Here is a 19,390-nt window from a genome sequence, read left to right as displayed (position 1 = left end):
TCTCTTTATGAATAATAAATATCAAATCCCTACACTATTATTTATTATATTTTTTAGTGTTATGGGTACTGCAATGCCATATACTATATTCGCTCCGATGTTTATTAATCATGGTGATTTATTTTCAGCATCAATTGATAGCAATATAGCCCTTAATCTAGCTTTAGGAATAACTTTGGCAGCCTATCCCTTAGGGCAGTTTTTAGGTGCTCCTATTATAGGTCGCTTCTCTGATATCTTTGGGCGCAAAAAAATCTTACTATACACTCTATTTTGTGCCGGATTTGGTTATATTTTATCTGCTCTTGCGATATATAGTGGGAATATATACTATCTGGTTATAAGCAGATTCATCACAGGTGTTTTAGAAGCTAATTTTGCTGTTGCTCAAGCTTTTATAATTGATATAACTAAAGATAAACAAAAAGATCTTGGAAAGCTTTCTGCTGTGATATCAATGGCTTATGTTATTGGTCCAATTATAGGAGCAATACTTTGCAATTCTAGCATAGTGTCATGGTTTAACTATGCAACACCTTTCTTGTTTACAAGCATAGGTTCCTTTGTTTTAGTAGTTATGGTAAGTAAATTATTATATGAAAATCATAATAATTTAGATAAAGAAAAGATTCAAATAAATTTTTATGAACAAATAAATATTTTTAAAAATCTATCAAATATTATAAAAAATACATCAGTTAAATGGATACTTGTGAGCAGTAGTTTTTTATCATTATCAATTATGACATATTATGAATTTTTCCCAATAATATTAGCTTCAAGCTGGAAAATGTCTAGCATCTATATAGCTTATATGACAGCAATCTATAGTATTAGTCTATGTATAGGTGCACTTTATCTACCAAGTTTTTTGAATAAAAGATATTCTAAAAATGTCTCTATCCTTTGTATTTTAGTTATAATGATAATAGGTTATTTTCTCCTTATAACTGACTATATTACCTTAGTATACCTACAGTTTGTTATATTAGGTTTAGCTTATGGAGCAGTAAATAATTTAATGATGGTAATGCTCTCAGATGAGGCACGACCTGATCAGCAAGGTGAGGTTCTTGGGTTTAGGATGTCTTTTGCAATGTTAGGTAGTGCAATAATTTGTCTTGTTGGAGGTCTAATTATTTCACTATCAGTTAAAATAGTTATTTTATTATGTTGTATTTTTACACTAGTCAGCATTTTAGCTATAGTTTTTCTGACTAATTATCACTCTGAATCTAACTAAATCTTAGATCTAGTCTCTAGATAGTAACTTATAAACTCTAACTCTAATGATTTACTATCTTCAGCTAAACAGTAAAAATGTACCTTAACGGTGATAATGCTATCATTTTCAACTATAGGAATAAGATCTATTTTAGGTTCTAAGCTATGGACACTTATTTTTGCTAACTTAGCTTTACTAAAAACTTTACTTTCTTTAAAACTGTCACTAATCCCATATTTTTCTTTGATTTTATTAGAGATATACTGTTTTACTTTTTTAGAGATATCTAGAGCAGTATCTACATTAGTAGTAAAAGAAACTTTATGTAGCAATATAGCATCATCATTTGGGAAGGTTGTTACTGGTGCTGTAATAATTAAAGAATTTGGAATTTTAATTATTTTTCCAGTTGTTTTTTTATCACCTAAATAATAAGTCTCATTGATTGTAAAATACAGTAATCTAATACCGACAACTTTACCTATATATGATTGAACCTGTATTGAATCACCCTCAGAAAATAAGCTTCTCCAGTTGATAATAATCCAACCACTAAAATTCATAACATTTTCTTTATTGACTATAACCAAACCAGCTGCTACTAAACTAAGCATTGTAAATAAATGATAGAAGCCTTCTATCCAAATTCTTACAATTACTAAAATAGTGATAATTGTTGCTATATAAATCACCCGAGATTTAATTTTATTAAGCTGTTTTTGACTAGTAATTTTTCTTTTAAAAAATGAATGACATCCTATAGCTATTATTGCAATTACAGCTGTTGATATAAATGTGTTAAAACATTGGAAAAATAACTGATTAAATATTTGCTCTTCCTTCATATTAGATACTACCTATATTAGAATATTTACACTATAAACATGCATGTTTATTTAACTGACATATTAAAGAAATACAATATGATAAGCAATGTTTATATTTAACTGTTTGATTGGTATACTCTAGCCATCTTTTTTGTAAACTTTCTGCTAAATGAAACAGTCTAAGTTTTTGATCTTTATATGGATTAGTGCGGTATTATTTTATATGTATACTCGTATGCTAAGTACTTCATTATCGGCTTTTTCTATCCCACTAGAGTCAGAGTTTAATTTTACAAGCCTTGATATTGCATGGGCGATATCAATGTATAGTTTAGCAATGTTGATGATGAAAATACCTGTAGGAATGCTCGTTGATAGATATGGTATAGACTACCCTCTTCTATTTGCAATGATTATAGTTTTACTTGGCACAATAATGTTTGCATATCCTATAAATTCTCAGATGCTATTGCTATCAAGATTTATTATTGGAGTCGGTGCTGCATTTGCAATGATGAGTGCTTATAGGCTTACAAGTATAATCTTAAGTAAACGCTTATTTGCTATAGCTACTGGATTTATATACTTTTTTGGATCTTTAGCAGTTTCAGTATCTGGGGCACCTCTTAATCTAGCTATAGGTAGTTATAAATATAGCAATATTGTTCTTATTCTAGCGCTGATACTAGCTTTGATTTTATGCCTGTATGCTTTTAGTCGTTATATGAATGGTAGTATTCCAAAAACTGGAAATATCTGCTCATTTGGTGATTATTTTGTAGGGGTGAAAAATGTCTTTAAAGATAAACAGATAGTTATCACAATAATTTACACAAGCTTCTTTACATGTGTTTTTTTTAATACTATTGGCTATTGGGGAAATACTATCCTCTCCCACACAAAAGTAAACAGTATTGAACAAGCTGGCTTAATTGGAAATAGTATTGCCTCTATCGCATCTGGTATTGCATCTATAGTTGTTGGATTTATTATTGCAGCTCAATTTCTTAGAAGAATCCATATTGCTATATTTACTACTTTAGCAACTGTATCTGTATTTATTTTGTTTTATACTGATATTACCAACATATACTTATTAATGTTTGCATCGTTTTGTTTTGGGTTTGGTTTTGGGTTTACTGGTATCGCTTTTGATACTGCTAATAAAAGAAATCAGACATACTTGGTTAGCATCTTATCAATCCTTTTTTTAGTTGAATATATCTTAAATAGTATCATTAACCCTACAGTTGCATACTTACAAAATACCTTAATAAGTCATGGGATCAGTGAGTTTGTAAGCTATAAACTAGCCTATAGTTTGTTTTTCATATTACTTATAATTGCTAATGGTTTGAGCTTTTATATAAAACCACAAAAAGTTTGATTTATATTTTTAGAAAATTATTTAATGTTTCAAAGCCATACTCACTCAGGTATGCTTCAGGGTGGTATTGCAGCCCGAAGATATTTTCACTAGAATGTTCAAAAGCCATTATCTCATTAGCTTTTGTAATAGCAGATATTTTGAGTGGTTTTTTAATACTATCTATAATTAAAGAATGATATCTAATAACATCAAATTCCTGTGGGTGATTATTTAGTAAAATTGTGTCGAGTGACCGTGTTACCTTGGAGCTTTTACCATGAAATATATTTTTAGCTTTTATGACCCCTGAACCAAAGTACTGAGCTATTAGCTGATGACCTAAACATATACCTAAAAGAGGTTTATTATTAAGCTCACAATACTCAATAGTTTTATAGAGATGCTTGATTTCATTGGGATGGCCTGGCCCTGGGCCGATAATAATATGAGTAAATTGGCTTAAATTAGCAGGAATATTATCTGTTTTATGTAGAACAACCTCATAACCTAATAATGATATATAGCTATAAATTGTATTTGCGAAAGAATCGTAATGATCAAGGTATAAAATCATGTTTTATTGCTCCAACCTGGCTTCAATTATGCCTCTAACACTATTAACTAAATATATTTCATCAGCATTTTCTAAATCTTTTAGAGAAATATTTTTCTGACTTATTTTATTGTCGTTTAGTAATTTCTTTCTAGCTATACCATCTAATACTCCATCCTCTAATCTTGGCGTATAGATTTTATTGTCTTTTTTAACAAGTATGTTGTGAAATCTAGTTTCAGTTATATTATTTTGTTCGTTTACGAAAACTAGTTCCTTATTATCTTCTTTACCAATGTATTTGTTATGCATATCAGTATAAAAACCTCTTGTAGAACTATGTGTAGTTTTATATCTAAACATAAAATTATTAGAGTCAACTTTTTCAGGACATACAATAAGCTTAACTAATTTTTTATTTGTGTTATCTATCTGACTATCTGTAATAAGAATTTTTTTATCATATAAATACTCTAAGCGAATCTTGTATTGTTTATTACTATCCAACTCCTTTGTATAAGAGATAATGGACTGTTTTAATTTTGCAATATTTACCTCAAAGAAAAGTTTTTGCGCTGTTAATTTTAAACGCTCAAGATGTAGATCCAAATCTTTAAATTTATTAGAAAAATATATACTTTCTATAATTGAAAACTTAGGTTTATAGATTTCTTTAATAAATGACATTTTAGTATTCATTTCTTGCCATTCATCACTAATTTCAGAAGAAACTGTAATACCTCCTCCGACTCCAAACTTAATCTTCCTACCATTTTTTTTAATCGTTCTTATTGCTACACTAAAAGTTATATCGTTATTGGGCATTATATACCCAATCGCTCCAGTATATATACCTCGATCACCACTCTCTATATTTTTGATATACTCCATAGTTCTCTTCTTTGGGGCTCCTGTAATAGAACCGCATGGGAATAAATTCTCAAATATCTTCTTAATTGAGATTTCTTTGGTGACTTCAGCAGAAATTTGCGAAACCATCTGATATAGTGTTTTATACTTCTCAATCTCAAAAATTTTATCAACTTTTACAAGATGATTCTTTGCTATAGTTGATAGATCATTTCTTAATAGATCTACAATAATTAAGTTTTCAGCTTTATTTTTAGTACAATTTTTCAGTTTATTATGAATCAAACCATCATTATCATCTTCAATAATTTGAGCGGTACCTTTCATTGGTTTTACTGTTAGCTTAGATTGAGTTTTTTCAAAGAAAAGTTCAGGTGATAAAGATATTATTTCATCATCTTTAAACTGTAAGTATGATGCGTATTTTACTTGCTGATATTTTTTTAGAGTATTATAAATCCCCAACCCTTTTGAATCTGTTTGACCAGACACTCTTTTAGTTAGATTTATTTGATAGCTATCTCCTTTAGTTAAAGCAGAATAGACTTCTGAAAATTGTTTATCATAATCATTTAAGCTTAAATGATCATATAAAAGATCTATGACTCCTTCATCATCCTTACTCAATAGGTCGCTAGGAATTCTAGTAGAATAATTTTTATAAGCAATAAAGTGTAATAGCTTTTGAGAATTATCAGATCTCAAGTGAGCCAAGTATGGTGTTAAATAATAACTAGCTTCATAGCTAACATACCCAACCAAATATAAGCCTTTTTGTTGCAGTCGTGTGAGCTCCTTAAATGCACTACCTAAAGAAGCTTTATCTTTAGCAATAATCTCCTCAACAGGATCATAAAAAAAATATTTATCTTGCTCAGTTATTTTATTTTCAAATATAGCATAGTCGTTACTAAAGTTCATTTGCGATTTCTTTTAGGTGTTTTCTATTGATTTTTCCTGTCGGTGTTAAAGGAATCTTATCTACTTTAACTATATGGTCAATTTTTTTGTATTTTGCTAAGTAATTTACTAAATGATCATTGATAAAATCTAGTGTAGATTCTATTTTATCAGTAACTAAGAAACCACAAAGCACCTCTCCCCATATTTTATCTGTTTTTCCAACAACTACACAATCATTTATACCATCTATTTTCAGAATAATATTCTCGATTTCTTTAGGGGCAATATTAGAGCCTCCTTTGATGATAATATCTTTATACCTTCCATAAAACTTTAGTTTATATGCTTTTTCATTAAAACTACCAACATCTCCAGTTTCAAACCAACCTTGGCAAGAACCTAAAGGTAGCATTTCATTTTTTATGAAGATCTTACCGTAGTCAACTCCATCGAATTTTTCAATTTTTATATTAGTATCTGGAAATACTTCGATAACATTAACCCCCTCCAAAACCGTATTCTGACCATAGCCAAAAACTTCTGTCATACCTATACCTGTTAATAAAGGAAGTTGTAGTTTATTAGAAATTCTTTCTTGCAAATCTTCTGAGATCATATCGCCTGCTACACTTACATATCTAAGACTATTTATGTTGATCTTATCAAGCTCTAAAAGATAATACATACTTGGTAATAGTGCTAAAGCTGATATTTTAGAGTTATTAATTATTTTTAATACACCCTCAGGAGTAAATTCTTTTACGAAAGTTATATTTAAACCAAGCTCAAGTGCAGGTAGTAACTGATACGAAAATGCATATGCATGATTTACTGATAAAGCAATCAACAAATGATCTTCTTTCATTAAACCTAATCTGTATGTTTGTGTCGTAGCATAATTAATAATTTGATCAATAGAATGATAATGCTTTTGATAAAAACCTGTAGTTCCTGAACTGACATGAGCAATTTGACATTTATTATAAATTCTAAAATCTTGTGGTTTTTTTAATGCCTTTAAAAAACCTACTTCATCAAATATCTCAATTATCTTTATATTATTTTTATTAGCGAAATCATCTAAAAAAACTGACTTTTGAAAAGTAAAAAATATAGAGTCTGGTTCAAGTATACTAACTAGCTCACTATCAACTAAGCGAGGATTAATTGGTATTGAAAAATCTACATCTGCTATCAAACTAGCTAAATATAAACAAATTGATAAAGGAGAATTCTTTAAATTAAAAAATATCTTTTTTCGATTATGCTGTTCGATAACTCTAGCTAAAGCATAACTTTTATCAATAATTTCATTATAGGTAAACTTAGTATTTTCAAAGTATACATATTTATTATTGTGAGACTCTATTTTTCTTAAGAACTTTTGAAGCTGAGACATTTAAATAAGTACTTTATAAATAAATAGATATGATATATTTATACCTATAGTAAATACAACTCCTAATCAGAATAATGCAACAATCTTTACTCTTAGAAAACTTACAAATTTATGTTAATCTTGGTTGCTCAGATGAAGAGCGTAATATTAAGCAACTTATATACCTAGACCTTGAACTACTATTCTCAAAAGACTTCTGTGCTAGTGATACAGATGACTTAACGCAAACTATTTGTTATTATACTTTACGCAATGAAATTCAAAATTTTTGTGATGATATTAGTTGCAATCTTATTGAATATTTAGCAAAACAAATACATAACTTTATAACTGAGAAATATGGTGTTTGCGTAAGATATCTTAAACTTATAAAACGCCCTCCTATGTCTCATATAGAAACAGCAAGCTTTATAATAAAAGGATAGTATGAATTATATAATCGGTATAGGTACAAATATAGGATTTACTCTTGAGAATATTCACTCAGCAGTAACTCTTATAGATACTCATAAAGATATTAGAATTATAAAAAAGGCTGCTTTATATAGCAGTGATGCTTTGTTGAAAAAGGATTCTCCTAAAGAGTGGAATATAAAGTTTTTAAATACAGCTATAAAAATTAAAACCTCATTAAAGCCAGAGCAGCTACTTGTAACCTTAAAAGAGATTGAACAAAGCATTGGTAGAAACTTAAGCTCCCCTACATGGTCTCCTAGAATTATAGATTTAGATATATTAGCTGCTGATGACTTGATGTTTGAAAATGATAATTTATCAATTCCACATAAAGAACTAATCAATAGAAATTTTGCATTAGCCCCACTATTAGACTTAGATAGAAGTTGGCAACACCCAAAGTATGCTGAGTTTAACCCCCAAATCAGACTCAAAGAGCTAGGACCAATAGATAAACTTAATCAGACTCTTTCAGACACAATGCGTATGGGAATAGTTAATATATCTGAGCAATCTTTTTCAGATGGACATTTTGATGATAACCAAAGAAAAACAAACCTTGAGAATTTAATTGAATCTGGTGCTGAGATTATTGATATTGGTGCAGAATCTACAAAACCAAACGCTTGTGCTATATCTGTAGATGAAGAATTTCAAAAGCTTGATAATTTTCTTAAATATTTTAAATCACAATCAGCAAACCTTAAGTATCGCCCATTAATCAGTATTGATACGAGAAAGTATGAAGTAATGGTAAAGGTTTTAGAAAAATATCACGATATTGTTTGGATGATAAATGATGTTGAGGGTAATAATATTGAGAAAAAAGCCCAGTTGATTGCTAAATACAATAAAAAATATGTGATTACTCATAATCTAGGCATTGATGAAAGAAGTAAATACTTAGAAAGTGAAAATGCTCTCAAAGAGATTAATAAGTTCATAGAGTCAAAGAAGCAAATACTTGTATCAAATGGTGTTAAGCAAGAAAATATATACTTTGATGTAGGTTTTGGGTTCGGTAAAAAGCAAGATGTCGCATTACACGTTTTAAATAAAATAGATGATTTAAGAGGTGAGTTGAGCCTAAAAGCTTTAGTAGGACATTCTCGCAAACCATCAGTGTTAAAACTATCTAAAGACAGTACTATAGATGAGTTAGATAGAGCAACTATTGACTTATCATCACAGTTACAGAAACAAAAAGTAGATATTATAAGAGTTCATAAGATATAAGAGGAATAACTTAATGACATATCATCCAAGTTTAGAGGCGATATTAGATACACCTGAAATTAGGCAAATAAAAAACCTCCCATTCCCACAGCAAAGAGAAATCTTTGAAAAGATAACAATGGAGCAAATACAAAATATACCTAAAAGTGATGTTACTACTAAAGATGTAGCTTTAGATAAAGATGTTTTTATTAGACATTATAAACCTACATCTAAATCTTCTAATAAAGCTATATTTTTTATTCATGGTGGTGGCTGGTGTGTAAGTTCTGTAGACACTTATGATAATGTTTGTCGTTATCTTTGTGATAATAGTAATCTTGATGTATTTTCATTAGAGTATAGACTTGCTCCTGAAGCGCCGTTCCCTGCTGCAGTAGAAGACTCTTTAAAGGGTTATGATTGGTTATATGCCAATGCAAAAAACTTTGACGTGGACCATAAAGAGATCTTTATTATGGGTGACAGTGCTGGTGGTAATCTAGCTACAATAGTTTGCCACGAAAGGCAACAAACAATGCCTAAAGCTCAGATTTTAGTCTACCCTGCTACTGACAAATATACCAGCTATAAATCTCATAAAAAATACGATGCCTATAAATATCATTTAAATATGAAATGGAGCAAAAAGTTTATTAACGCATATGTACCTCAAGCAAAAGGTGACAGAGAGTTTTTTAAAAACCCTCAAATATCACCTTTGTTTTATAAAGATACAAAACAGCCTGATACTCTTCTAATCGCAGCTACTCATGATATATTAATTGATGGAATTTATGCCTATGAAAATAAACTTAGATCAGAAGGTGTAACTGTTGAAACCCATTATGATGATGAAATGTTTCACGGATTTATTGGCAGTATTGGACTTTCTCCCCTAAAAAATGCCGAAGTAGCTTTAAATAAAGCTATAGATTTCATAAACCAAAGATAAACAGAAATATGAAACCAATTTTTGAGACAAATAGGAACTTTAGTGAAGACTCTAAGATGCTTGTTAAAACATTTAACAATATCCCTGCTTTTATCGCTACAGGAGGAGAAATTCTTTTTGTCTCAGATGACCTGTTAGAAGTGCACCTTAAGTTCAACCTTACAGAAAATACAATGAACTATCATAAGTCAGGCTTTGGAGGTGCTATATATTCATCTTTAGATCCTGTATACCCGTTACAACTGATGAGTATACTTGGGGACAAATATGTGGTTTGGGATTTAGCAGCAACTATAGATTATTTAAAGCCAGTTTTTAATGATGTCTATGCTAGATTTGAGCTTACTAAAGAACAAATTGAAACCATCAAAAATAAGATTGAATTGAAAAATAAGTGCGTCGTTACTCTTCCTGTTCAGTATGAAGATTTGAGTGGTAATGTGTACGCTAAAGCAACTAAAACAATTTATATTGCAGATAAAGAATACTTTCAAAGAAAAAATAATCATTCTTAGGTATGTTTTATCTCAAAGGTTTAGATATAATTAAATTATTGAACTAAAACATAGGATTTTAATATGAAAATAGAAGATGTAAAAAAGAATGTTTTTTCAATGCCATTAGTATCTCCAACAGCTAATAGAATTGACTATAAGTTCACAAATAGAGAATATTTTATAATTGATTATCTAGCGGATATTGATATTTTGAAAAAGTTTGTTCCAGAACCTCTTAAACCCACTGGTCTTGTAAAGTTTGAATTTATGAAAATGCATGACTCTAATGGTTTTGGAAGTTTCAATGAGGCTGGTCAACTTATAGAAGTTGAGCTTGATGGTAAAAAAGGCTTATATTCACATATAATGTTGTTGGATAATCTTCCATCTATAGCTGCTGGTCGAGAAATTTGGGGTTTCCCTAAAAAATATGCTCACCCTACTCTTGTAGTTGATGAAGATACGCTATTAGGTACTATTAGATATGGCAATATTGATGTTGCTTTTGGTACAATGGGGTATAAATATCAAGAAGTAGATAAAGCTGTAGTTAAAAAATCACTAGAAGAAACACCAAATTTTTTACTTAAAACTATCCCTCATGTAAATGGGAAAGATGTAAGCATATGCCAGCTTGTAAAATATCATGCAAAAGATGTAACTATAAAAGGTGCATGGACAGCCCCAGCTGATTTACAAGTATTTAATCATGTTCAGGCCGCTCTTCATCACTTACCAGTTAAAGAAATCTTAAAAGGCTCTCATTTTATTGCAGATGTAACTTTAGGATTTGGTGAGATTGTCTACGACTATCTAAAATAAAGATATCTTTATTTTCAAAAAATAATTCTAAAATCATATCGCTTACTATCATATTTATTATATAATTTTTATTATATTTAAATATTAATGTTGGTAATTTTATGTCAGTAAAAAATAAAGTAGTAATAATTACAGGTGCAGCTTCTGGTCTTGGACTTGGTATGGCAGTAGAATTTGCAAAACAAGGTGCAAAAGTGGTGATCGCTGATTTAGATTTACAAAAATCACAAACTGTAGCAACTGAACTATCTGATAAATTCAAAACCAAAACTCTTGCAGTAGAGATGGATGTAACGAGTGAAGATCAAGTAAATACTGCTATAGATAAAGTAGTAGATATCTTTGGTCGTATAGATACTGTTATCAATAATGCAGGTATTCAAATAATCTCGCCTATCGTAGATTTTGGTGTGAGTGCATGGAAGAAGCTTTTTGATATTCACATGACAGGTACTCTAATAGTTACTCAAGCTGCTATGAAGCATATGATTAGACTAAAAACTGGAGGTAGAATTATAGTTGTGGGATCTGTGCATTCTGTACTAGCCTCTAAGAATAAGTCTGCTTATGTAGCAGCTAAGCATGCACAAGTTGGTTTTGTAAAAGCATTAGCAAAAGAAGGTGCTGAGCATAATATCTCTTCAAACCTAATTGGACCTGGATTTGTGATGACTCCTCTTGTTGAAAAACAAATTCCAGAGCAAGCAAAAGAGTTAGATATCTCCGAAGAGGAAGTTATCAAAAATGTAATGCTTGGTGGTACTGTAGATGGTGAATTTACATCTGTTCAAGATATTGCAGACGTAGCTATATTCTTAGCAGGTTTTAAAACTAATGCTTTAACAGGTCAAAAAATGATAGTTGGTCATGGTTGGGGAATGTAATGACAGCTAAAGAGAAGCTTGGCCAACTTTTTATGATGGATTTTCGCTACTGGGGTAAAAACTCTGATGGTCAAAACATCCCTTTCACACAAGCAGATGAAAAAGTCTGCAAGCTTTATAAGAACTATAATTTTGGTGGCTTTATTCTCTTCAAAGAAAATATTGAGAATAATTTGCAAACAATATCTTTACTCAGAGATTTGCAAGATAATATAGCTACTCCACTATTTTTTGGTACCGATCAAGAAGGTGGTCGTGTGCATAGACTAAAGCAAGGCACTAGCGGTTGTGGTAATATGGCTATAGCTGCGACAGATTATCCTAATAATGCTTATACAATGTCAAAGCTAATAGGTGATGAACTATATAGCTTAGGTATCAATACAAATTTTGCCCCTGTTATAGATGTGAACTCAAATAAAGATAATCCTATTATTGGCGTAAGATCATATTCAGATAACGCAAGTGTTGTAACAGAATATGCCAGAGAGTCTTTAAAAGGATTAGCAGATGCTGGTGTTATCTCATGTGTAAAGCATTTCCCAGGTCATGGTGATACAGCTTTAGATAGTCACCATAGTGCTGTAGTTTTAGACAAAAGTATCGAAGATCTAGAGCAAGTCGAGTTACAACCATTTCGCAAGCTAGCTAGCGAATACGATATGGTAATGACCGCTCATATAAGCATGCCTAAATTAGATAGTACTGAACACACATCAATAGCGACAAACCAACAGCTATATATACCTGCAACTCTTTCTTATAAAATCATTACAAAACTTTTAAAAGAATCTATGGGTTTTAAAGGGTTAGTTGTATCTGATGCTATGGATATGAAAGCCATTTCTACTCATTTTGGTGAGATAGAGGCTACTAAAATGGCTATATATGCTGGCGTAGATGTTGTACTTATGCCTGTGAGAGTTTGGTGTGAAGATGATGTTTACAAGCTTGAAAAACTATTTGACGCTCTTGAAAAAGAATACCTTGAAAATAAAGATTTTGCTAAGGTTGTAAATGCTGCTTATGATAAAGTTATCACATATAAAAAACTACATAAACTAAATCAAAGTCCACTTTATGCGAATACTCTCGATGAGCAGTTAGAAATTGCAAACAACATAGTTAGCTCACAAAAACATCAAGATACAGCTTTTAATATAGCAAAGCAAAGTACTACTATTATCAAAAATAATAGTTTAGTTCCATTTACTTTAGCTAATAATCAAAGAATTACAATTCTTGATACTGATAGAGATAGGCTTGGAGATTTTCATCTTCACTTAAAAAATCTTATTGAAGCTAAGAATCTTGATGTAGATGTAGCTAAACAAATTATCAGCTCTAATGATAAGAATATCTCTGCAGCTACTTCTACTCTTTTAAGCTCAAGTGATTTAGTAATTTTAGTTTCTGCTAACCTACATGAGTTTAATCAAACTTATAGCGACTTAACAGCTATCAACTCTGCTAAAACAATAAATATTGCTGCAATAAATCCGTATGATAACGATCATATAAATAATATTAAAAATTATGTATGTATATACGGTGCTACATCGATAGATCAAACAAATTATACTAGGACCCATCTTGATATAAATATAAAAGCAGCTCTTAGTAATATATTTACACTTTGATATTTTTATTAGCAACTAATGAAGCATATTTCGTAGAATCTATAATATAGAACTTATCTTTATCTATATCGTGCTTATAATCTTTTAAAGATTTAGGACTATCAAAATCAGGTTTGTTTATAACTACTAGTAATTCAAGTTTTGTTGCTCTATTCCATTGTTTAATAAATTTCGGATAATTTGTAAGATACTCATTCGCTTCAGAATTTTTGAAATTCTTAACATCATCAAGCTCCCCCTCATCGTTTATCATCGTCGGAATTTCTTTAGTATAAAAAGCTACCTGATAGAATCTGTCACTTGTGTAGAGCTTAAGACTTGGGTACTTAACTCTTATTTTAGATATATCACTTATAATTGGCTTTGTATCTTTAAAATCAAAATATTCACCAGAAGCATAACCAAAATTTGCTATTACAAATAACATTACACAAAAACAGCCAACTAGCTGCTTAATATTCTGAGCTTTTAGGGCATATATTGATTTATAAACTATAACTATAGATACTAAAGCAACAGGAACTAGATATATTATAAATTTAAAAATATTACTCCAAAAAGTAGGAATGCATAACACAACTATTGTAACTATAGGTAACAAACTAAATATAAAAATTGGTAATATAAATGATGCTTTATCCCATTTAGAGAAAGTCTGCTTAACTGAAAGCTTTTCTAATTCAAATGCAATTAAAATAGCTAAAGGAAGTATCATTGGTGCTAAATATCCAAATAAAAAAGATTTAGATAACCCAAAGAAAATAAATATAAAAATAAACCAAACAAATAAAAACCATTTATCTTGATTGTTTTTTCTATCTTTAAATGCTTCTTTTGAAAAAAAGTTTTTAAAAACTTGTGGTAAGAAAAATGTCCATGGAAAAATAGCAGCAACTGCAGCAAAAAGGTATATATATTTTGCTACATCTCTATTTTGTTCATCAACTGAAAATCTTAATATCTGCTGAACGACAATATAATAGTATGCAAAATGTGGGTGATATTCTTCTACAGCATAAATCCATGGTAAAGATATTACAGCTACAATTATTAAGCCTATGTATAATCTAATATCAAATAATCTTTTATACTGACCCATTAATAAACTATATAACCCGACAATAGCCATAGGAAAAACTATACCGATAAGCCCCTTTGTCATTACAGCTAACCCTGAAAATATAAAAGCCAACAATAACCAAAATGTACTTTTAAGGTAATTATCATCATATTTCAAACTCATCCAGTAGCTTAAAATAGTCATATTCAAAAACACTGCTATAGCTAAATCCATATTTAAGTATCTACCAATAAAAAGTAACATTACACTTGAAGATGCTACAGCTATTGAATATAAACCAAGAGCCCTTGATTTTAAAATTTTACTAATTACATAATAGGCAAAAACTAAACATATAGTTAAGAGTACAGGATTTACTAACCTAGCTCCCCAAGTGTTTTCACCAAAGACACTCATAAAAGCACAAGTTAACCAATAAATTATAGGTGGTTTATGGAAAAATATAACACCATTTATATGAGGTACAATAAAATTATGATTTACAATCATCTCTCTTGCTACTTCAGAGTATCTAGTTTCATCTGGTGAGTAGAAACTTGGCACTCCATACATACAGAAGGCGACAATCATAACTCCTATGATTATCAAAATATCTTTTAGTGTTTTATTCATAATGTATTTCTTAGTTTTTTTTATTTATTATCTTTAAAAAAATCTTTAGCAAGCTCTATAGTTTTATTAATATCTTCATCACTGTGAGCGATAGATATAAAACCAGCTTCATAAGCCGATGGTGCTAAATAAACACCATTTTCTAGCATATAACTAAAGAATTTATTAAATAATTTCAAATCAGTTTTTTGTAAATCTACAAAAGTATCTACAGCTACGCTAGCTTTACAGAAGTATAAACCAAACATTCCTCCTAAACTTTTAGCATGGAAAGCAAAATCTGTAGATTCTGCAGCTTCATTTAAACCATCTACTAACTTTTTAGCTTTGTTTGAAAGTTCATTATAAAAGCCAAATTGTGAGATTTTTTTCAAAGTTTTTAGTCCTGACACCATCGCAATAGGATTTCCAGATAGAGTTCCTGCTTGATATACAGGACCAGCTGGAGCAACCATTTGCATTATCTCTTTACGACCGCCGAATGCTCCTACTGGCATACCACCACCAATCACTTTACCCAAAGTAGTCATATCAGGTTTAACATTATAAACATCCTGAGCACCACCTAATGCAACTCTAAAACCAGTCATAACCTCATCAAAAACTAGTAAGCTTTTGTATTTATCACAAATTTCTCGTAATTGCTCTAAGTAGCCTTCTTTAGGTTGAATAAAATTCATATTTCCAGCTATTGGCTCAATAATGATACAAGCAATATCATCACCATATTCTGCAAATAATTTCTCAATAGATTCTATATCATTAAAATTTGCAATAAGTGTATCTTTAACTACATCAGCAGGAACACCTGGCGAGTTAGGCTGACCTAAAGTCAATGCTCCAGACCCAGCTGCAACTAAAAATTCATCTGCATGACCATGGTAGCACCCTTCAAACTTAATAATTTTATTTCTTTTGGTAAATGCTCTGGCTACACGGATAGCACTCATTGTTGCTTCTGTACCTGAGTTTACAAATCTTACTTGCTCAATATTTGGCATAAGCTCAGTAATTTTCTTAGCTAAATCAATCTCTAATGTACATGGTGCACCGTAGCTTAAGCCTTCATCAAGTTGATTTTTAATAGCATCTACCACATCTTCATCACCATGACCAAGTATCATTGGCCCCCATGAACCTATATAGTCGATATATTTATTCCAATCAACATCATAAAGATATGCACCTTTTGCTGATTTAATAAATCTTGGGAAATCTTGCCCTACACTTTTAAATGCTCTAACTGGCGAGTTCACACCGCCTGGAGTATATTGTTTTGCATTTATAAATAGTTTTTCTGAATTAGTGTTAGTCGACATCTAACTGCTCCTGTTTCATTTTTTGTATTTTTTCTTCAGCCGCTTGCATTAGCAAACTTGCAATATTGATTTTTGTAGCTTTATATATCTCACGCATACAAGTTGGACTTGTGATGTTTATCTCAGTTAGCTTATCGCCAATTACATCAATACCTGCTAGCATTACACCCTGTTTTTTTAGTTTTTTAGCTATTTTTTTTGCCATCTTGTATTCTGCATCTGTAATAGCTCGCACTTCTGAAGTAGCTCCTGCAGCTAAATTACCACGATTATCACTATCACTTGGAATACGTGCAACCACATGCTTTATAGGCTCACCATTTACTATAAGAACCCTCTTATCTCCTTGAGATATAGCCTCTTGATAGTCTTGTACCATTATATAGCTAGTTTGATGTTTTGTAAGAGTCTCTAGAATTACGGCTTTATTTTTATCACCATCTTTTATTCTAAAAATGGAGCTACCACCCATGCCATCAAGTGGCTTTACAATAATATCTTTATATTTAGCATAAAACTTATTGATTTCAGCATAGCTACGCGTAATAAGTGTGTTTGGAGCATGTTTTGGATAGTATGATATAGCAACCTTTTCATTAAAATCTCTAAGAGCCTGAGGATTATTTACTACCAGTACACCTGCTTTTTTTGCTAAATCCAACATATAAGTCACATATACATATTCCATATCAAATGGTGGGTCTTTACGCATAAAGATACAATCTAAACTTGTTAATGAGATATTGTTCTTACTAGCAGTTACATCATACCAAGGGGTTTTATCTTTTTTGATTCTTATATTAAATGGGTTGCCCTTAGGGTCGCCATTTAAGATACATAGCTCATTTAAATAAAAAACATAGATTTCCCAGCCTTTATCCTCTGCTGCACACATCATCATGTACGTACTATCTTTTGTGATATTAAATGTATTTAAATCATCAACAATAAAACCAACTTTCATATCTATCCTATTTTATATCCTATGTACTTGCTTAAATCATTACCGTTTAGAATATCTGCTATATTGAGCATTTTCTTATTTGGAAATTGTAATTGCTTAAAGCGAACTGCATTATCTTCTGTAGCAATATCAAACCCTTCTTTTGTGATATTTACGACTTCACCAGCTTGATTATTTACACTTTCAAGTATCTCAAATTGCCCTACTTTTATAGTATCGTTATCTAGCTTAAAGAATGCTGATGGCCATGGTGTAAAAGCTCTTATATGACAACTAATTTGCCAAGCAGATTTTTCAAAATCAATTAAGCCTTCTTCTTTCGTTATCTTATGAGCATAACTTGGTATACCTTTTTGAGGTTTAGCTTCAATTGAGTCAATGTTTTGTAAAGTTTCTAGTAAGGGGCTTATTGCAAGCTTAGCAAACTTATCATGAAGCATTTCAGAGGTATCACAAGAGCTAATATCTACTTCAAACGTATTTAGTATATCACCTGTATCTAAGCCTTTATCCATCTGTATTATTGTAATACCAGTAGTAGTATCGCCAGCCTCTATAGCTCGTTGGATTGGTGCTGCACCACGCCATTTTGGTAGTAGTGACACATGTATATTCAAACAACCATATTTTGGTATATCTAAGAATTCTTGAGGTACAATTATTCCATAAGCAATAACAACAATAACATCAGGCTTTAATTCCTTTAAAACTTCTAAGCTTTCAGGCTCTTTTTTAAAAGATTGTGGTTGTAGTACTAAAGTATCATTTTCTAAAGCTATCTCCTTTACTGGAGAGTACTGAACCTTTTTTCCACGCCCTTTTGCTCTATCTGGTTGAGTAAGTACTGCTTGAATATTATGCTCACTTGTGTATAAATCTTTTAATACTTGTGCAGATATATCAGGGGTGCCTGCAAAGATTACATTTAGTTTTTTCATTTATTTATTACCTCTAAAAGCATAAGCTATTAATCTAACATTACTCTTATCATCAATATCTGAGCATGTGTATCTAATTTCAGCAACACCTTTTTCACTAGCTAATGAAACAGCTTTTTCTAGGTTATTTAAACATAACTGTTGCTGTGAAGCACTAGTTGTTGTTTGGTGTACTATGACTACTATTTTACCAATATTATCACTTATATTATCTGTAGCTTTTAGTTTTTCATTTTTAACGGCATTATTTGGTATAGGTGTCGATTCTGTATAACCTATATTTGGTAGAAAAACACCCTTTGGATCTTTATCTAGTTCTGGCATAAAAATCCAAAAACATACAATAAATATTACAGCTAAAATAGAAATATATAACAAATTTTGTTTAAGTTTTTTCATATGTTCTAATCTCTAAAAGCATATGCTAACAACGAAACACTGCTTAGTTGGTTAAGCTCACCTTCTGGGTATATACATACAAACTTTACTTCATGAACTCCATTTTTAGCAGCAATATCTACAGCCTTGGCTATATTTGCTTCACACAACTTATTAAATTCTTTTTTACTTTCTACATGAATAGATGTTCTTATTGTTCCGATAGAATCATCACTTTCACTTTTATAATGTAAATTATATACCCTAACTTCATTAGGACTAGTTGCGGGAGGTGTTACACTATATTTTGGTAGATACACACCTTTTACATTATATGTACTACTATGAGTAAAATAAAAAACACTTCCACCAAATATTAGTAAAAAAATAGCAATATACATTATATTTTGAACAAATCTACTCATCAAGTTTTAGACTGATTAGTTTTTAATTACTATGATTTTATCATATCTATTTTAGTTA

General features: G+C 30.6%; 19 protein-coding genes. 9 read left to right on the top strand and 10 right to left on the bottom strand.

Features of this window, described 5'->3' with window-relative positions; all coding sequences use genetic code 11:
• The first annotated feature begins 7 nt into the window (after positions 1-7).
• Entirely contained in the window at positions 8-1,243 is a 1,236-nt protein-coding gene (locus CDH04_RS04990) for an MFS transporter (RefSeq protein WP_112869982.1), read from the top strand.
• On the opposite strand, the gene CDH04_RS04985 is transcribed toward CDH04_RS04990, so the two are convergent.
• Positions 1,240-2,070, bottom strand: coding sequence for a mechanosensitive ion channel domain-containing protein (locus tag CDH04_RS04985; RefSeq protein ID WP_112869981.1), 831 nt, complete (start codon positions 2,068-2,070; stop codon positions 1,240-1,242). The genes CDH04_RS04990 and CDH04_RS04985 overlap by 4 nt on opposite strands.
• A gap of 151 nt (positions 2,071-2,221) precedes the next feature.
• On the opposite strand from CDH04_RS04985, the gene CDH04_RS04980 reads away from it, so the two are divergent.
• Positions 2,222-3,439, top strand: coding sequence for an MFS transporter (locus CDH04_RS04980; RefSeq protein ID WP_112869980.1), 1,218 nt, complete (start codon positions 2,222-2,224; stop codon positions 3,437-3,439).
• A 1-nt stretch (position 3,440) separates the two neighbouring features.
• On the opposite strand, the gene CDH04_RS04975 is transcribed toward CDH04_RS04980, so the two are convergent.
• Genes CDH04_RS04975 through CDH04_RS04965 form a run of 3 tightly spaced genes read right to left on the bottom strand, consistent with a single transcriptional unit; the run spans position 3,441 to position 7,146 of the window.
• Positions 3,441-3,995: an anthranilate synthase component II gene (locus CDH04_RS04975; RefSeq protein WP_112869979.1), complete on the bottom strand. Its 555-nt coding sequence runs from the start codon at positions 3,993-3,995 to the stop codon at positions 3,441-3,443.
• Positions 3,996-3,998: 3 nt separating this feature from the next.
• Entirely contained in the window at positions 3,999-5,765 is a 1,767-nt protein-coding gene (pabB, locus tag CDH04_RS04970; RefSeq protein WP_112869978.1) for an aminodeoxychorismate synthase component I, read from the bottom strand.
• Positions 5,755-7,146: a class I adenylate-forming enzyme family protein gene (locus tag CDH04_RS04965; protein WP_112869977.1), complete on the bottom strand. Its 1,392-nt coding sequence runs from the start codon at positions 7,144-7,146 to the stop codon at positions 5,755-5,757. The genes pabB and CDH04_RS04965 overlap by 11 nt, the downstream gene beginning before the upstream one ends.
• 74 nt (positions 7,147-7,220) lie before the next feature.
• Here CDH04_RS04965 and CDH04_RS04960 point away from each other — a divergent pair, with 74 nt between their 5' ends.
• The 7 genes from CDH04_RS04960 (at position 7,221) to CDH04_RS04930 (ending at position 13,615) form a co-directional block, all read left to right on the top strand.
• Positions 7,221-7,571, top strand: coding sequence for a dihydroneopterin aldolase (locus tag CDH04_RS04960; protein WP_112869976.1), 351 nt, complete (start codon positions 7,221-7,223; stop codon positions 7,569-7,571).
• 1 nt (position 7,572) lies between these two features.
• The gene (gene folP / locus CDH04_RS04955; RefSeq protein WP_112869975.1) at positions 7,573-8,838 is read left to right on the top strand and encodes a dihydropteroate synthase; all 1,266 of its coding nucleotides are present in this window, start codon (positions 7,573-7,575) and stop codon (positions 8,836-8,838) included.
• Between the two features lie 13 nt (positions 8,839-8,851).
• Entirely contained in the window at positions 8,852-9,772 is a 921-nt protein-coding gene (gene bioJ, locus CDH04_RS04950; RefSeq protein WP_112869974.1) for an alpha/beta hydrolase, read from the top strand.
• Positions 9,773-9,780: 8 nt separating this feature from the next.
• A complete protein-coding gene (locus tag CDH04_RS04945; RefSeq protein ID WP_112869973.1) occupies positions 9,781-10,287 on the top strand; it encodes a PaaI family thioesterase in 507 nt (168 codons plus the stop codon).
• Between the two features lie 63 nt (positions 10,288-10,350).
• Entirely contained in the window at positions 10,351-11,091 is a 741-nt protein-coding gene (locus CDH04_RS04940; RefSeq protein WP_112869972.1) for an acetoacetate decarboxylase, read from the top strand.
• Positions 11,092-11,192: 101 nt separating this feature from the next.
• Positions 11,193-11,975, top strand: a complete 783-nt coding sequence (locus CDH04_RS04935; RefSeq protein WP_112869971.1) for a 3-hydroxybutyrate dehydrogenase — start codon at positions 11,193-11,195, stop codon at positions 11,973-11,975.
• Positions 11,975-13,615 carry a glycoside hydrolase family 3 N-terminal domain-containing protein gene (locus CDH04_RS04930; RefSeq protein ID WP_112869970.1) on the top strand — a complete coding sequence of 547 codons (1,641 nt, stop codon included), beginning with the start codon at positions 11,975-11,977 and terminating at the stop codon, positions 13,613-13,615. Before CDH04_RS04935 ends, CDH04_RS04930 begins: the two co-directional genes overlap by 1 nt.
• Here the strand turns inward: CDH04_RS04930 and CDH04_RS04925 are convergent.
• From CDH04_RS04925 to fvfA (CDH04_RS04900), 6 genes are read right to left on the bottom strand one after another with little or no spacing between them, the layout of a single operon-like run.
• The gene (locus tag CDH04_RS04925; RefSeq protein WP_112869969.1) at positions 13,605-15,308 is read right to left on the bottom strand and encodes an ArnT family glycosyltransferase; all 1,704 of its coding nucleotides are present in this window, start codon (positions 15,306-15,308) and stop codon (positions 13,605-13,607) included. The genes CDH04_RS04930 and CDH04_RS04925 overlap by 11 nt on opposite strands.
• 20 nt (positions 15,309-15,328) lie before the next feature.
• Entirely contained in the window at positions 15,329-16,627 is a 1,299-nt protein-coding gene (gene hemL / locus CDH04_RS04920; protein WP_112869968.1) for a glutamate-1-semialdehyde 2,1-aminomutase, read from the bottom strand.
• On the bottom strand, positions 16,617-17,591 hold the full coding sequence (gene gshB / locus CDH04_RS04915) for a glutathione synthase (protein ID WP_112869967.1): 975 nt from the start codon (positions 17,589-17,591) through the stop codon (positions 16,617-16,619). Before gshB ends, hemL begins: the two co-directional genes overlap by 11 nt.
• 2 nt (positions 17,592-17,593) lie before the next feature.
• Positions 17,594-18,529 carry a methionyl-tRNA formyltransferase gene (fmt, locus tag CDH04_RS04910; protein ID WP_112869966.1) on the bottom strand — a complete coding sequence of 312 codons (936 nt, stop codon included), beginning with the start codon at positions 18,527-18,529 and terminating at the stop codon, positions 17,594-17,596.
• Positions 18,530-18,928 (bottom strand): Francisella virulence factor A, encoded by a 399-nt coding sequence (gene fvfA, locus CDH04_RS04905; protein WP_112869965.1) that lies wholly within the window; start codon positions 18,926-18,928, stop codon positions 18,530-18,532.
• Between the two features lie 5 nt (positions 18,929-18,933).
• Entirely contained in the window at positions 18,934-19,332 is a 399-nt protein-coding gene (gene fvfA, locus CDH04_RS04900) for a Francisella virulence factor A (protein WP_112869964.1), read from the bottom strand.
• Positions 19,333-19,390: the final 58 nt, after the last annotated feature.

The organism is Francisella adeliensis (genome assembly GCF_003290445.1).
Lineage (GTDB): Bacteria > Pseudomonadota > Gammaproteobacteria > Francisellales > Francisellaceae > Francisella > Francisella adeliensis.
Note: the sequence above shows the minus strand (reverse complement) of the source record. Positions and strands in the feature narration are given on the sequence as shown.

What these genes read in the sequence shown, in the direction of transcription:
- CDH04_RS04985 (WP_112869981.1), bottom strand. Translation starts at nt 2,070, where the DNA reads ATGAAGGAAGAGCAAATATTTAATCAGTTATTTTTCCAATGTTTTAAC.
- fvfA (WP_112869964.1), bottom strand. Translation starts at nt 19,332, where the DNA reads ATGAGTAGATTTGTTCAAAATATAATGTATATTGCTATTTTTTTACTA.
- bioJ (WP_112869974.1), top strand. Translation starts at nt 8,852, where the DNA reads ATGACATATCATCCAAGTTTAGAGGCGATATTAGATACACCTGAAATT.
- CDH04_RS04975 (WP_112869979.1), bottom strand. Translation starts at nt 3,995, where the DNA reads ATGATTTTATACCTTGATCATTACGATTCTTTCGCAAATACAATTTAT.
- CDH04_RS04980 (WP_112869980.1), top strand. Translation starts at nt 2,222, where the DNA reads ATGAAACAGTCTAAGTTTTTGATCTTTATATGGATTAGTGCGGTATTA.
- CDH04_RS04945 (WP_112869973.1), top strand. Translation starts at nt 9,781, where the DNA reads ATGAAACCAATTTTTGAGACAAATAGGAACTTTAGTGAAGACTCTAAG.
- folP (WP_112869975.1), top strand. Translation starts at nt 7,573, where the DNA reads ATGAATTATATAATCGGTATAGGTACAAATATAGGATTTACTCTTGAG.
- gshB (WP_112869967.1), bottom strand. Translation starts at nt 17,591, where the DNA reads ATGAAAGTTGGTTTTATTGTTGATGATTTAAATACATTTAATATCACA.
- fvfA (WP_112869965.1), bottom strand. Translation starts at nt 18,928, where the DNA reads ATGAAAAAACTTAAACAAAATTTGTTATATATTTCTATTTTAGCTGTA.
- CDH04_RS04925 (WP_112869969.1), bottom strand. Translation starts at nt 15,308, where the DNA reads ATGAATAAAACACTAAAAGATATTTTGATAATCATAGGAGTTATGATT.
- fmt (WP_112869966.1), bottom strand. Translation starts at nt 18,529, where the DNA reads ATGAAAAAACTAAATGTAATCTTTGCAGGCACCCCTGATATATCTGCA.
- CDH04_RS04930 (WP_112869970.1), top strand. Translation starts at nt 11,975, where the DNA reads ATGACAGCTAAAGAGAAGCTTGGCCAACTTTTTATGATGGATTTTCGC.
- CDH04_RS04965 (WP_112869977.1), bottom strand. Translation starts at nt 7,146, where the DNA reads ATGTCTCAGCTTCAAAAGTTCTTAAGAAAAATAGAGTCTCACAATAAT.
- pabB (WP_112869978.1), bottom strand. Translation starts at nt 5,765, where the DNA reads ATGAACTTTAGTAACGACTATGCTATATTTGAAAATAAAATAACTGAG.
- hemL (WP_112869968.1), bottom strand. Translation starts at nt 16,627, where the DNA reads ATGTCGACTAACACTAATTCAGAAAAACTATTTATAAATGCAAAACAA.
- CDH04_RS04940 (WP_112869972.1), top strand. Translation starts at nt 10,351, where the DNA reads ATGAAAATAGAAGATGTAAAAAAGAATGTTTTTTCAATGCCATTAGTA.
- CDH04_RS04990 (WP_112869982.1), top strand. Translation starts at nt 8, where the DNA reads ATGAATAATAAATATCAAATCCCTACACTATTATTTATTATATTTTTT.
- CDH04_RS04935 (WP_112869971.1), top strand. Translation starts at nt 11,193, where the DNA reads ATGTCAGTAAAAAATAAAGTAGTAATAATTACAGGTGCAGCTTCTGGT.
- CDH04_RS04960 (WP_112869976.1), top strand. Translation starts at nt 7,221, where the DNA reads ATGCAACAATCTTTACTCTTAGAAAACTTACAAATTTATGTTAATCTT.